A 13,578-nucleotide genomic window follows, 5' to 3' on the forward strand; every position below is an offset into this window, starting at 1 on the left:
AAAATGACCGACAACAGCATCAATAAAGCCTTCGAAGCCGAGTGCCGGGAACAGATTGCCCAGCAGGGTGACGACCAGAAACTCACTGGCCTGGCCCGTGATTTCTTCAACGAATCGGCCAGGCACAAGTACAGCTATCACTTCTCGTGGATGGGCCGTCCGATCATCCAGTTGCCACAAGACATGATGGCGATGCAGGAGATCATCTGGCAGGTCAAACCGGACCTGGTCATCGAGTGCGGCATCGCCCACGGTGGTTCGATCATCTACTACGCCTCGTTGCTGGAGCTGCAAGGCCACGGCGAAGTACTGGGCATCGACCTCGACATTCGCCCGCACAACCGCGAAGCGATCGAAAGCCATCCGATGGCCAAGCGCATCAAGATGATCGAAGGTTCCAGCATCGACCCGGCCATCGCCGCTCAAGTGCAAGCTGCCGCCAAAGGCAAAAAAGTCATTCTGGTCCTCGACTCCAACCACACCCACGACCACGTACTCGAAGAGTTGCGCCTGTACGCGCCGCTGGTCTCGGTCGACAGCTACTGCGTGGTGATGGACACCGTGGTGGAAGACATGCCGGCCGACTTTTTCCCGGATCGTCCATGGGGTCCGGGCGACAACCCGAAAACCGCGGTATGGAAATACCTGGAAGAGAACAAGGATTTCGAGATCGACCAGCAGTTGCAAAACAAGCTGCTGATCACCGTGGCGCCGGACGGCTATCTGCGTCGCGTTCGTTAATCAAAAACAGTTTCAGGCGTCAGGCGACTGGCCGGTTGTGGGGATAGGAAAATGCAGGTTCAAAGCAGTACGCAAACCAACGTGACACCGCTGAACGAGCTGTTCACGGTGGTGCTGATCACCCACAACCGCAAGGCGTTCCTGCGACGCGCGTTGCAGTACTACAGCAGTTGTTCCGCCAAGGTGCTGGTGCTGGATTCATCGGTGCAGGGCGATGACAGCATCGCGGGCGATTTTCCTTCGGTCGATTATCGCCATTTGCCCGATTACACCTATCTGGGGTTTCAGCAAAAGCTTGCCTATGGGGTCAGCCAGGTTACTACGCCCTACATGGTGCTGGCCGCTGACGACGATTTCATGCTGCACGGTGCATTGACCGACTCGGTCAATTTTCTGGAAGCCAACCCCGATTACGGCATGTGCCACGGCTATTGCCTGATGTACCTCACGCACGCCAACTTCGTGCAGTACTATCGCCGTGACAAGAAGGTGCAAGAGGACTACAACGCCGAGCGTGCGCAGGATCGTATTCTCGACTACATGGGGCAATACATACCGCCGTTCTATGCAGTGCATCGCACCGCACTGTTGCAGGACTGGTATGCGGCGATGCCGCAAGGCACGATTTTCGAGTGGCAGGAAATTGGCCATGTGTATTACGTGCTGGCGCGGGCCAAGGCGCGGATTCTGCCGATTCCTTATGTGGTGCGGGAGGTCAACTATGGTCGCTCGGATCACAACACCGAGATCATTCACGTCCTCAGTTTCAAAGATGCCCGTTCCGTCGCCGAGCGTGAGCGCTTTGCCGGTTTCCTCGCCACGTTGCCAACCGAAATAAACGAGCCGAACGCGGAGCAAACCGCAGCCTTTGCCCTGCAGAGTTTCCAGGCGCTGGCGGACAGTCTCGCCACGCGCAATGCACTGACGATCGAGCCGATCTTCGAGTCCTGGTGGAAAGACCCGACCACGGGTCCGAAACGAGTCTTCGGCCCCCAGCAATACGTCGAAATGCCGTTCTACAATCAGGCGTTTTTCGATCAGTTGACCGAGTTTGAATTCCTCCTGCATGCGATGCCTGCAGGACGCTTGCAGCGGGAAGAAATGGAAGGTGCATTGCTCAAGCAGCACACGCTGCTGAACACCTATTCCAATGACACGCCGGAGACTGTCCAGAATCGCTTGCTGGAAGCCGTGCAGTTGGGGCCATTCAACCGTCGTGTTGTACAGAAAATGCATCGGCAACTGCTTGATCTGGGCCAGAACAGTGATGCGCAAGTACTCGCAGACTGGATGGCGCGGCTGGACAGCGTGCCGACGTACGACAGCCTTCAAATGCTCGACAGCACGCGCTCAGGTCAGTTGATGAACTGGTTGCAGGCACGTCAGCCGAACGAGACCGCCATCCGCAAGATCAATCAGCAACTGGCGACTGTCGAGGGCGGGCCACGGTTCGGCATTCTGTTGCTGGATCTCGAAGCTGACATGGACAAGCTTCAGGTCACCTTCGACAGCCTGATGGAAAGCGCTTTCCGCGCGTTCAAGGTGGTGGTCTTCACGACGGGGGATCTGCCGGCTGTCACGACCGAACAGAGCACCGTGCATTTCGTCAAAGTCAGCACCGCTAACTACGTCGACAAGCTGAACCAGATCGCCCGGCGCTCGAACGCCGATTGGCTGCTGCTGGCCGAGGCCGGTGACGAGTTCACTCGCAGCGGTTTCCTGCGTGCCGGCCTTGAGTTGCAGAACGCTGAAGGTTGCCGTGCAGTGGCCATGGATGAGATCCATCGTCGCGCTGACGGTACGTTGAGCGACATGTTCCGTTCGGCGTTCAACCTCGATCTGCTGCAAAGCATGCCATCGCTGACGGCCCGGCATTGGCTGATTCGCCGCGAAGTCATGGTCGAGGCCGGAGGCTTTGCCCGCGAGTACAGCGATGCGCTGGAGTTCGACCTGCTGTTGCGCCTGATCGAAGCCGCAGGCCTGGCCGGTCTGGCGCATCTGGCCGAGCCGTTGCTGATCACCCCGGCCGTGGCGCTGGCGCCGAACGAGCATCAACGTCAGGCCCTCGTGCGGCATCTGACAACCCGCGGTTATCAGGCGCAAGTGAGTGCCGAGGCATTCGGTGGCCTGCGCGTCGATTACCGCCACGCCGACCGACCGAAAGTGTCGATCATCGTCTGCAGCGATGACAATCAGGAACACCTGCAACGTTGCCTGGTGAGTGTGTTGCAACGCACTCGATATCAGAACAACGAGATCATCATTGCCGACAACAACAGCCAGTCGAGTGAGCTGCTGGCCTGGCTGGAAAGCCTTGAGCAGAACGGGCGTGGGCGTATTCGCCTGGTCAGGAGCGAGCAGCGTCTGAGCGCTTCGGCGCTGATCAATCACGCTGCCGCGCAAGCTCAGGGTGAGTATGTGGTCTTGCTGGCTGCGGACGCCGAAGTGCTCAACGCCAGTTGGATCGAAGCCTTGCTGAACCAGGCTCAGCGCCCGGAAGTCGGCGTGGTCGGCGCCAAACTGGTGGATCGCGAAGGCTCTGTCACCGGCGCCGGATTCATCCTGGGCCTTGGCGAAGGTTTGGCTTCACCGTTCCTCGGCGAGAAAAAGGACGCTACGGGTTACATGCACCGGTTGCTGGTCGAACAGAATTGTTCGGCGGTCTCCGGCGCTTGCCTGATGGTGCGCAAGGAGATTTTCGAGGCCTTGGGTGGACTGGATCAGGAACATTTCGAGGAGGCGTTCGCCGATGTCGACCTGTGCCTGAAAGCCGCAGATGCCGGGCTGTTGACCGTATGGACGCCGCAGGTGCAGATCGTCCACACCGGCACGTTGCCGGACCAGGCACAGGCCGCTGCCGCGTTGCAGGACAAGTGGCATGCGCGCTTTGCTCATGACGTTGCCTACAACCAGAACCTTTCCCTGACCGGCAAGGGCTTCACCCTCGACCAGGCCTCCAGTATCGACTGGGCGCAGTTGCTCGCCTAAGCCTGACGATCAGGAAAAAGGACTCAAAACATGTTCAACGGTAAATCGATTTTCATCTCCGGCGGCACTGGCTCGTTCGGTCGCAACTTCATTCGCCGCTTGCTGGAGCAATACCAGCCCAAGCGCGTAGTGGTGTTCTCGCGGGATGAACTCAAGCAATACGAAATGCAGCAGACGTTCAATGCGCCGTGCATGCGTTACTTCCTCGGAGACGTGCGCGACGCCGACCGTTTGCGTCAGGCGATGCGCGGCATCGATTATGTGGTGCACGCGGCCGCACTGAAGCAAGTGCCGGCGGCGGAATACAACCCGACCGAGTGCATTCGCACCAACGTCAATGGCGCGGAAAACATCATTGCCGCCGCCATCGACAATGGCGTGAAGAAAGTGGTGGCGTTGTCGACCGACAAGGCGGCCAGCCCGATCAACCTGTACGGCGCAACCAAGCTGCTGTCGGACAAACTGTTCGTGGCGGCCAACAACATTGCGGGCGAACAGCAGACCCGTTTTGCCGTGGTGCGCTATGGCAACGTGGCCGGTTCGCGGGGTTCGGTGGTGCCGTTCTTCAGCAAACTGATTGCCGATGGTGCTGAGCAATTGCCAATCACCGATGAGCGCATGACGCGCTTCTGGATCACCCTCGACCATGGTGTGCAGTTTGTTCTCGACAGCTTTGCACGCATGCACGGTGGTGAAGTATTCGTGCCGAAGATCCCGTCGATCCGCATCGTCGATCTGGCGCGCGGCATGGCCGAACATCTGCCGCACAAGAACGTCGGGATTCGTCCGGGCGAGAAGCTGCACGAGCTGATGGTGCCGCTGGACGATGCGCGGATGACGCTCGAGTTTGCCGATCACTACACCATCCAGCCGTCGATCCGCTTCACCAGCGTCGATGTCGATTTCGCTATCGACAAACTGGGCGAGCGCGGTCAACCGGTGGGTGAAGAGTTCGAATACCGTTCCGACACCAACCCGCACTTCCTCTCGGTCGGGCAGATCGCCGACCTGCACGCGAAGCTGTCGAAATGATCCCGTACGGTCGGCAGAGTCTCGATCAGGCCGATATCGATGCCGTGGTCGACGTGCTGAAATCCGACTGGTTGACCCAAGGGCCGACCATCGAGCGTTTCGAACAGGCGATGGCCGAACGTTGCCAGGCGGATTACGCGGTAGCGGTGTGCAACGCCACGGCGGCGCTGCACATTGCTTGTCTGGCGGCAGGGCTTGGCGCGGGTGATCGCTTGTGGACGACGCCGAACACTTTTCTGGCCTCGGCCAACTGCGGTCGTTATTGCGGCGCCGAGGTTGATTTTGTCGATATCGATCCGCTGACCTGGAACCTCGATGCGTTCGCGCTGGCCGCGAAGCTGGAGCGGGCCGAGCGCGACGGTACGTTGCCGAAGGTTTTAGTGGCGGTGGCGTTCTCTGGGCAAAGCTGCGACATGCGCCGGATCGGCGAACTGGCCGAGCGCTACAACGTCACCGTCATCGAAGATGCTTCGCATGCGGTCGGCGCCTCATATGCCGGTCGTCCTGTGGGTTGTGGTGAATTCGCGGCGATGACCGTGTTCAGTTTTCATCCGGTGAAGATCATCACCAGTGCCGAGGGCGGCATGGTGCTGACCAATCGTGCGGAACTGGCCGAGCGCTTGCGGCGCTTGCGCAACCACGGCATGACCCGCGATCCGCAACAGATGGGCGAGCCCAGTCACGGCCCGTGGTATTACCAGCAGGTGGAGTTGGGCTTCAATTACCGGATCACCGATTTGCAAGCCGCGCTCGGGCTGTCGCAGCTTGGCAAGCTGGATGAGTTTGTCGCCCGTCGACGTGAGCTGGCGGCGCGCTATGGGCGCTTGCTGGCCAACCTGCCAGTGACATTGCCGAGCGCACAGTCCGAAGCCGAATCCGCCTGGCATTTGTACGTGGTGCGTTTACAGAGCGAGCGCATCAACCTCAGCCACCGTCAGGTGTTCGAAGGCTTGCGCGCGGCCGGGGTCGGGGTGAATCTGCACTATATTCCGGTGCACTTGCAGCCTTACTATCACGACCTGGGTTTTGCCGAGGGAGACTTTCCCGAGGCCGAACGTTATTACGCAGAAGCGATCAGCCTGCCGCTGTTTCCACTGCTGACTGATGAGCAACAGGACTACGTGGTCGAGCAATTGCGACGGCTGGTTCTTGAGGAGTAGGACAAGGTGAGCTGCGTTGCGATCATCCCCGCCCGTGGTGGCAGCAAGCGCATTGCGCGCAAGAACCTGAAGCCGTTCGACGGCGTGCCGATGATCGTCCGTTCGATTCGCACGGCACTGGATTCGGGATTGTTCGAGCGCGTGGTGGTCAGCACCGACGACGAAGAGATTGCCCAGCTAGCGCGAGCGCATGGCGCCGACGTGCCTTTCCTGCGGCCGGCCGATCTGTCCGACGATTTCACCGGTACCGCCGCAGTGATCGTCCACGCCTTGCAGCAGTTGCCGGGCTTCGATTACGCCTGTTGCGTGTACGCCACCGCGCCGCTGTTGCAGGTGCGGTATTTGCGTCAGGGTTTTGATTTGCTGGAGCAGCATGCGGACAAATCCTTTGCCTTCTCCGTCAGCAATTTCGGTTTCCCGATCCAGCGTGCGCTGACCCTCGACGGGCAGGGCGCGCTGACCGCGTTGTACCCGGAGTTTCGTAATACCCGCTCGCAGGATCTGCCCGAAGCGTTTCAGGATGCCGGCCAGTTCTATTGGGGGCGCAGCGAAGCCTGGTTGCGCGGCGAGGTGTTGTTCTCACCGGCCAGTCTGCCGGTGATCGTACCGCGGCATTTGGTACAGGACATCGACACGCCAGAAGACTGGACGCGCGCCGAGTATCTGTACGCCGCGCTCAAGGCGGGCGGAGAACTCTCATGAGAGTGCTGATCCGTGCCGACGCCTCGCCGACCATCGGCAGCGGCCACATCGCTCGTTGCCTTACGTTGGCGCGAGTGTTGCGCAAGCAGGGCAGTCATGTGGCGTTTGCCTGTCGACGCTTGCCGGGGCATCGGCTCGACGTTTTGCGGGCCGAAGGTTTCGAGACGTTCGCGCTGCCCGAGTGCTATGCCGATGAAGACCCGCAGCAGGTCATCGAAGCGATGCTGCCTTGGCAGGTCGACATCGATGCGCTAGCCGAATTGCTTGGTGGTCACGCCGGGTTCGACTGGGTCATCGTCGATCACTATGGCCTCGATCATCACTGGCAAACGGCAGCCCGGCGCTGGGCACCACGGATTGCCGCGGTGGATGATCTGGCGACTCGGCGCTACAGCGTCGATCTGCTGCTCAATCAGAACTTGTCGGGCCTGACCGAGAATTACCCACCACTGCTGCCTGAAGGATGCCGCACGCTGCTCGGCCCGCGCTACGCCATGCTGCGTGAAGAGTTCAGTTGCCCGGCCATCGCGATCAAACCCACGGCGCTGCGGGTGCTGGTGAACTTCGGTGGTTTCGACGCGGCGATGCAGACCCATCACGCCATGTTGGCGCTGGCCGATTTTGCAGCGCTGGAAGTGGACTTTGTCGCCGGCGCCGATAACCCGGCGTGGGCGCAGATGCAGGCGCTGGCCGAGACTCGGCCGAACTGGCATCTGCACAGTTTTGTCAGCGATTTTTATCAGCGCATGACCGCGGCGGATCTGTTTATCGGCGCGGGTGGCGGTACGAGTTGGGAGCGCGCGGCCATGGGCCTGCCGACAATTTGTATCGCTGTGTCGAACAACCAGCAGGCCAACGGCGAAGTGATGGCGGCAGCGGGGGCGCATGTGTTCATGGGCGCTCGCGAGCACGTCAGCGTCGAGCAACTACGCCAGGCCATCGGCTTTGTCACCGGGAATTTTTATTTGCGTCAAAGCCTCGCCGAGCGTTCGCGGCAACTGGTCGATGGTCGCGGTGCGCTTCGCGTCGCTGTAGCGCTGGCCGGTGCAGTGCTCAGGCTGCGCATGGCGACTACGCAAGATGCTCGGTTGTTGTTCGAAGGGCGCAATGCCGAGGCAGTGCGGCGCTGGTCGAAAGATCAAGGCTTGATCGACTGGGCGCAACACCTGAACTGGTTGAACGCAAATTTGCGCAACCCGCAGCGTCTGTTGTTGATTGCCGAGGCCGATGACGGTCCGGTGGGGGTCTTGCGTTATGACTTGCGCGGGCTCGAAGCCGAAGTGTCGATTTATCTGCTTGAGGGGCGTTTTGGGCTCGGCTGGGGCAGGGCGTTGCTGGCTCGCGGCGAATCGTTCGTCAGCGAATACTGGCCGCAACTGACGGCCATTACGGCCCAGGTGCTGCCCGCCAATCGCCCCTCATTGAATGTTTTTCGTGACGCCGGGTTCACTCAAAGTGCCTGTGTGTTCACCCGTGTCTTGAAGGAACATCTGCATGCCTAGTTTCAAGATTGGCGACCGCCTGATCGGTGCCGACGCGCCGCCGTTCATCATTGCCGAGATGAGCGGCAACCATAACCAGTCGCTGGACGTTGCCCTGCAAATCGTCGAAGCGGCGGCCAAGGCCGGCGCGCATGCCTTGAAACTGCAAACCTATACAGCCGAGACCATGACGCTGGATATTGCTGAGGGTGAGTTCTTCATCAAGGATCCGGGCAGTCTGTGGGCGGGCACCTCGCTCTACGATTTGTATGAAAAGGCCCATACGCCGTGGGAATGGCATGCGCCGATTTTCGCCCGGGCCAAGGAGCTGGGGATGCTGGCGTTCTCGACGCCGTTCGATGACACGGCGGTGAATTTCCTCGAAAGCCTCGATGTGCCGGCCTACAAGATCGCCAGTTTCGAAAATACAGATTTGCCGTTGATCCGCCGTGTGGCCGCCACCGGCAAACCGCTGATCATCTCCACCGGGATGGCCAGCATCGCCGAGCTTGACGAAACCGTGCGCGCGGCCCGTGAGGCCGGTTGCAAGGATCTGGTGCTGCTCAAGTGCACCAGTACTTATCCATCGACCCCGCTCAACAGCAACGTGCGCACGATCCCGCATCTGCGCGAATTGTTCGGTTGTGAAGTGGGGCTGTCCGACCATTCCATGGGCGTTGGCGTGTCCGTCGCCGCTGTGGCGCTCGGCGCGACCGTGGTGGAAAAACACTTCACCCTCGACCGCGCGGCCGGCGGGGTGGATGCCAGTTTCTCGCTGGAACCTGCGGAAATGGCCTGTCTGGTGCTCGAGACCGAACGCGGCTGGCAGGCCATGGGGCAGGTGCAATACGGCCCCACCGAGGCCGAGCGCAAGTCGCTGGTGTATCGCCGTTCGCTGTACGTCAGCGCTGACATGGCTGCCGGTGAGCCGTTCACCGAGGACAATTTGCGCGCCATTCGTCCGGGTCTCGGTTTGCCGCCCAAGCACACCGACGCGCTACTCGGTCGCCGCGCTCGCGCCCCGATCAAGCGCGGCACGCCGCTGGACTGGTCGTTGGTCGAATAACCCGAACTGCAACCGATTCGGCAAAATAGCGTGACCTGCGAGTCATAACGCGCATCTTCACTGTATTGTATTGTATTGATTGGGGAGATGGCGCCTGGCCCTTTATCGGATCCAGTGATAGCCCTTTGCGCTCCCGTGGTTGTCCGTTGTGGCGGCCGTTCTCTGTTTGTCGGCGCCCCTCGAATCCTTTGCGAGCGGTGGTCTTGGGCTGTTTTTTATTGGGAAGCCGTAATGATTGGCATAAAAAGCATTGCGAGCTACGTTCCTGTAGCCGGCGTGGACAATTACGCACAAGGTGCAAAATTCGAGAAGGATGAAGAATTCATCCTCGGCAAGATCGGTTCGGCATTCCTGCCGCGCAAAGGCGCTGAACAGGAAACCTCCGATCTGTGCGTGGAAGCGGCCAACGCGCTGTTTGCCAGCAACCCTGATCTGAAACGTGAATCGATCGACGCACTGATCGTCGTCACCCAGAACGGTGACGAAGAAGGCCTGCCGCACACCGCGGCGATCGTGCAGGACAAACTCGGTCTGCCGACCAATGTCGCTGCGTTCGATATTTCCCTGGGCTGCTCCGGTTACGTTTACGGCATCTACGCGATCAAGGGCTTCATGGAAGCCGCTGGCCTGAAGAACGGCCTGCTGATTACCGCTGACCCCTATTCGAAGATCGTCGACCCGGAAGATCGCAACACCACCATGCTCTTCGGTGATGCCGCTACCGCGACCTGGATGGGCGAAGATCCGTCCTGGGCGCTGGGCAAGGCCAAGTTCGGCACCGACGGTTCTGGCGCACCGCACCTGAAAGTCACCGATGGCGTGTTCTTCATGAACGGCCGTCAGGTGTTCAACTTTGCACTGCTCAAAGTACCGGCACACTTGCACGAATTGCTCGACGACTCAGGCCTCACGGCCGATGACATCGATGCGTTCTGCATTCACCAGGGCAGTGCGGCGATTGTCGATGCCGTGGCGCGGCGTTTCGAAGGCGAGCCGGAGAAGTTCATCAAGGACATGGTCGAGACGGGTAATACCGTGTCGTCGAGTGTTCCGCTGCTGCTGGAAAAACACGTGCTCGATTCTGACTGGAAGCGCATTGCGATCAGCGGTTTTGGCGTGGGCCTGTCGTGGGGTTCGGCGATCATCTATCGTCCCTGAAAAAGCTCTTTATCGGTAAATCGCGGCACAAAAAAGCGCTCAAGGTGTAACCTTGAGCGCTATTTTTTTGCCCGAATTTTTACGAGGCGCCATGAGCGAGTTTTTTCAATCGAATGCCGAGGTTATCCAGCGTCGCTGGCCTCTGGTGGCTGCCCGTCTGTTGGCGGAGGATACGTCATCGCTGCAGGCTGATCTGGTGGAAGGGCTGGGTTCGACGTTGAGCATCAACGGCATTCAACTGACCAGCTGCCATGACCGGACGCGCGAGGCGCAAATCCAGGCGGCGAGCCTGACGGAGAGTCTGGTGCTGCACGTCTACGGCACCGGGCTGGGTGATCTGCAGCTGGAACTGTTGATGCGTCCGCAGCTCAAGCAATTGCACGTGCATCTGCTCAACGGTGCGGTGTTTGCGTTGGTTCTGCAGTTGCTCGATCAACAGCCGTGGCTCAATGATCCTCGCATCGAATTGCATTACGCCGGCGATCTTGCGGAAATCTGCCTGCCGTTTTTTGCGTTGCCCTCGGAGTTGGTATTGGCCGATGACTACAACGCCAAGATCCGTGATCGGCTGATCAGCGAAACCCACCTGACCTTCAATAATCGCGAGTTCGACCCGCAATCGCCGGAAGTCATCGAGCGCTTGCAAGCCAGCAAGACACTGCTGCAGGGCGATGGCGATGTGGCTGAACTTTTTGGTTCGCAGACCGGGCGCGATGTTTTCGTGATTGCCACGGGGCCGAGTCTGGAGCTGCACTTCGAGCGCCTGAGAGCCATTCGCGAGCAAGCCGGGCGGCCGTTGTTCATTTGTGTCGATACGGCGTATCGCCCCTTGCTGGAACACGGCATTCGTCCAGACTTTGTGGTCACCATCGATCAGCGCATTTCGGCCCGCCATCTGCCACCGACGGACACTGCTTCAATAGCGCTGGCCTATATGCCCATGGTCGATCCGCACGTGCTCGAGGACTGGCAAGGAGTGCGCTACGCCGCTTATTCGGCCAGTCCGATCTATCAAGTGATTCGCCAGCAACTGCCTCGCGGCGAACTGTATGTCGGTGGCAGTGTGATTCATCCGGCGGTGGATCTGGCGGTGAAAATGGGCGCGACGCAGATCACTCTGTTCGGCGCCGACTTTGCTTTTCCTGGCGACAAGACCCATGCCGGTTGGGGCGACGGTGATCTGGGGCCGCAACTGGTCGCAGCCAGGCACTGGGTGCTCGATGGCCATGGGCAACGAATCAAGACCCAGCTCAACTTTCGCAGTTATCTGTGCGAGCTGGAGCGCTACATCGCCAGGCATCCGCAGGTGCGTTTCTATAACACCAGCCGGGCAGGAGCGATGATTGCCGGAACGGCGTTTGACCCGGAGTGGGCAGTATGAGTGTGTGCGATTCGTTTGTTGTCAGGGCGCGCGAGTGCGCCGTCCTGTTTCGCCTGGGGCGGGACGTGGAGGCCGGGGTGGTGATGATTGATCTGGTGACTGATATACAGCCGTCATTCGATAAGGCATCGCAGCAAAGTCAGCAGCAGTGGTTGCAGGTGCTTGCTCAGATGCTGCAATGCCAGGAAACCCAGAATTGGTTGGCGTTGGCCGACTATCTGGAATACGAGCTGGTACAGGTGGTGACTGACAATCTGTCCATTTGAACAATGTTGCTCTGTCGCGGCTGACAGGGGGGCATTGTTCTGAGTGAGTGGCGAATTCCTGACGCCATTTATTCGCTGTTGGGCGGTCGCCAAGACCTTGATTTACGGGGGGGTGGCCACCTGATGGCAAAAATTTTTGAAATTCTGCTAAAGCAACCTGCGTTGGCGACGATAACTATTACGAAGGTTCTCTAGGCCATACCGGGCGGTTGCCAGGGCCGGAAGCCGTAGTACCCAACCAACGAGGAATTCGTCATGGCTTTAACAGTAAACACCAACACTACTTCCCTGGGTGTTCAGAAGAACCTGAACCGTGCGTCCGACGCACTGTCGACCTCGATGTCCCGTCTGTCCTCCGGCCTGAAAATCAACAGCGCTAAAGACGACGCCGCTGGCCTGCAGATCGCTACCCGCATGACTTCGCAAATCCGTGGTCAGACCATGGCTATCAAAAACGCCAACGACGGTGTTTCGATCGCTCAGACCGCTGAAGGCGCTCTGCAAGAGTCGAGCAACATTCTGCAACGTATGCGTGAAATCTCGCTGCAATCGCGAAACGACTCGAACGGTACTGCTGACCGTACCGCTCTGGACAAAGAATTCCAACAGTCCGTTGCTGAACTGACCCGTATTGCTCAATCGACCAACCTGAACGGTAAGGCTCTGATCGACGGTACTGCTGGTGCGATGGAGTTCCAGGTAGGTTCGAACACAACTTCCGACAACCAGATCACTCTGACCCTGTCGACCAGCTTCGACGCCAGCGCCCTGGGCATGACCGGTCTGGTCATCTCCGGTGTGGACAACGCTACCAACCACACCAACGTTGACGCTTCGATCTCGGCGATCGATGCTGCCCTGGCAAACATCAACGCCACTCGCGCTGACCTGGGTGCTGCTCAGAACCGTTTCTCCACCACCATCTCCAACCTGCAGAACATCAACGAAAACGCCAGTGCTGCACTGAGCCGCGTACAAGATACCGACTTCGCTGCTGAAACTGCACAGCTGACCAAGCAACAAACTCTGCAACAAGCTTCCACCGCAGTTCTGGCTCAGGCCAACCAACTGCCATCCGCTGTACTGAAACTGCTTCAGTAATAGCCGATGAGTTTTGGCGGGGGAGTGCGCTTGCGTGCTCTCTCGCTTTTTCACTTTGAGAGGTGATGGACATGGATATGAGCGTCAAGCTGAACTTGTCTTATCCTGCGGCACAGCAGGCGACGACTGTTGCCGACAAGCCAGCGGAGAAGCCTCGAGCGGAAACTGCGCAAGTGGTAGCCGTCAAGGAAGAAAGTAAAAGCGCAAAAACCGAACAGGAAAAACTGAAGATGGCCGTTGAGGAAATCGAAAAGTTCGTACAGTCGGTCAAGCGTAACCTGGAGTTTTCGATTGATGAGCCCTCAGGCAAAGTAGTGGTCAAAGTGATTGCCGGCGACTCCGGTGAGGTGGTCCGCCAGATCCCCAACGAAGAAGTCCTGAAACTGGCAAACAGTTTGAATGATGCAAGCAGCCTGTTGTTCAGCGCAAAAGCCTGACAGCTGGCACGAATTTTGTTGCTATGTTCTTTTGGGCGTTGTCGTGGTCAAAAGGCCGGCGACAC

12 protein-coding genes are annotated in these 13,578 nt (G+C 59.1%); all 12 read left to right on the plus strand.

Going from position 1 to position 13,578, the window contains the following annotated elements:
• Nucleotides 1-3 precede the first annotated feature (3 nt).
• The 12 genes from AABM52_RS07660 to AABM52_RS07715 all read left to right on the plus strand — a co-directional run bounded on the left by AABM52_RS07660 (nt 4) and on the right by AABM52_RS07715 (nt 13,513).
• Nucleotides 4-741 (plus strand): cephalosporin hydroxylase family protein, encoded by a 738-nt coding sequence (locus AABM52_RS07660; protein ID WP_347911172.1) that lies wholly within the window; start codon nt 4-6, stop codon nt 739-741.
• Nucleotides 742-792: 51 nt separating this feature from the next.
• On the plus strand, nt 793-3,729 hold the full coding sequence (locus AABM52_RS07665; protein ID WP_347911173.1) for a TIGR00180 family glycosyltransferase: 2,937 nt from the start codon (nt 793-795) through the stop codon (nt 3,727-3,729).
• 30 nt (nt 3,730-3,759) lie between these two features.
• Nucleotides 3,760-4,761, plus strand: coding sequence for a UDP-N-acetylglucosamine 4,6-dehydratase (inverting) (gene pseB, locus AABM52_RS07670; protein ID WP_347911174.1), 1,002 nt, complete (start codon nt 3,760-3,762; stop codon nt 4,759-4,761).
• A complete protein-coding gene (pseC, locus tag AABM52_RS07675; RefSeq protein WP_347911175.1) occupies nt 4,758-5,921 on the plus strand; it encodes a UDP-4-amino-4,6-dideoxy-N-acetyl-beta-L-altrosamine transaminase in 1,164 nt (387 codons plus the stop codon). Before pseB ends, pseC begins: the two co-directional genes overlap by 4 nt.
• 6 nt (nt 5,922-5,927) lie before the next feature.
• A complete protein-coding gene (gene pseF / locus AABM52_RS07680) occupies nt 5,928-6,623 on the plus strand; it encodes a pseudaminic acid cytidylyltransferase (protein ID WP_347911176.1) in 696 nt (231 codons plus the stop codon).
• A complete protein-coding gene (pseG, locus tag AABM52_RS07685; protein ID WP_347911177.1) occupies nt 6,620-8,125 on the plus strand; it encodes a UDP-2,4-diacetamido-2,4,6-trideoxy-beta-L-altropyranose hydrolase in 1,506 nt (501 codons plus the stop codon). Before pseF ends, pseG begins: the two co-directional genes overlap by 4 nt.
• On the plus strand, nt 8,118-9,170 hold the full coding sequence (gene pseI / locus AABM52_RS07690) for a pseudaminic acid synthase (RefSeq protein ID WP_347911178.1): 1,053 nt from the start codon (nt 8,118-8,120) through the stop codon (nt 9,168-9,170). The genes pseG and pseI overlap by 8 nt, the downstream gene beginning before the upstream one ends.
• A 231-nt stretch (nt 9,171-9,401) precedes the next feature.
• Entirely contained in the window at nt 9,402-10,328 is a 927-nt protein-coding gene (locus tag AABM52_RS07695; protein WP_347911179.1) for a ketoacyl-ACP synthase III, read from the plus strand.
• 91 nt (nt 10,329-10,419) lie between these two features.
• Nucleotides 10,420-11,709 carry a 6-hydroxymethylpterin diphosphokinase MptE-like protein gene (locus AABM52_RS07700; RefSeq protein ID WP_347911180.1) on the plus strand — a complete coding sequence of 430 codons (1,290 nt, stop codon included), beginning with the start codon at nt 10,420-10,422 and terminating at the stop codon, nt 11,707-11,709.
• Nucleotides 11,706-11,975, plus strand: coding sequence for a hypothetical protein (locus tag AABM52_RS07705; protein ID WP_347911181.1), 270 nt, complete (start codon nt 11,706-11,708; stop codon nt 11,973-11,975). Before AABM52_RS07700 ends, AABM52_RS07705 begins: the two co-directional genes overlap by 4 nt.
• Nucleotides 11,976-12,230: 255 nt before the next feature.
• Entirely contained in the window at nt 12,231-13,076 is an 846-nt protein-coding gene (locus AABM52_RS07710) for a flagellin domain-containing protein (protein ID WP_008052859.1), read from the plus strand.
• Between the two features lie 71 nt (nt 13,077-13,147).
• Complete coding sequence (locus tag AABM52_RS07715) at nt 13,148-13,513, plus strand: flagellar protein FlaG (protein WP_347911182.1); 366 nt, start codon at nt 13,148-13,150, stop codon at nt 13,511-13,513.
• Nucleotides 13,514-13,578 lie beyond the last annotated feature (65 nt).

The sequence above is a fragment of the Pseudomonas grandcourensis genome, assembly GCF_039909015.1.
GTDB lineage: Bacteria > Pseudomonadota > Gammaproteobacteria > Pseudomonadales > Pseudomonadaceae > Aquipseudomonas > Aquipseudomonas grandcourensis.

Coding starts and splice junctions, on each gene's coding strand:
- pseB (WP_347911174.1), top strand. CDS start 3,760: ATGTTCAACGGTAAATCGATTTTCATCTCCGGCGGCACTGGCTCGTTC.
- AABM52_RS07710 (WP_008052859.1), top strand. CDS start 12,231: ATGGCTTTAACAGTAAACACCAACACTACTTCCCTGGGTGTTCAGAAG.
- AABM52_RS07665 (WP_347911173.1), top strand. CDS start 793: ATGCAGGTTCAAAGCAGTACGCAAACCAACGTGACACCGCTGAACGAG.
- AABM52_RS07695 (WP_347911179.1), top strand. CDS start 9,402: ATGATTGGCATAAAAAGCATTGCGAGCTACGTTCCTGTAGCCGGCGTG.
- AABM52_RS07660 (WP_347911172.1), top strand. CDS start 4: ATGACCGACAACAGCATCAATAAAGCCTTCGAAGCCGAGTGCCGGGAA.
- pseI (WP_347911178.1), top strand. CDS start 8,118: ATGCCTAGTTTCAAGATTGGCGACCGCCTGATCGGTGCCGACGCGCCG.
- pseG (WP_347911177.1), top strand. CDS start 6,620: ATGAGAGTGCTGATCCGTGCCGACGCCTCGCCGACCATCGGCAGCGGC.
- pseC (WP_347911175.1), top strand. CDS start 4,758: ATGATCCCGTACGGTCGGCAGAGTCTCGATCAGGCCGATATCGATGCC.
- AABM52_RS07715 (WP_347911182.1), top strand. CDS start 13,148: ATGGATATGAGCGTCAAGCTGAACTTGTCTTATCCTGCGGCACAGCAG.
- AABM52_RS07700 (WP_347911180.1), top strand. CDS start 10,420: ATGAGCGAGTTTTTTCAATCGAATGCCGAGGTTATCCAGCGTCGCTGG.
- AABM52_RS07705 (WP_347911181.1), top strand. CDS start 11,706: ATGAGTGTGTGCGATTCGTTTGTTGTCAGGGCGCGCGAGTGCGCCGTC.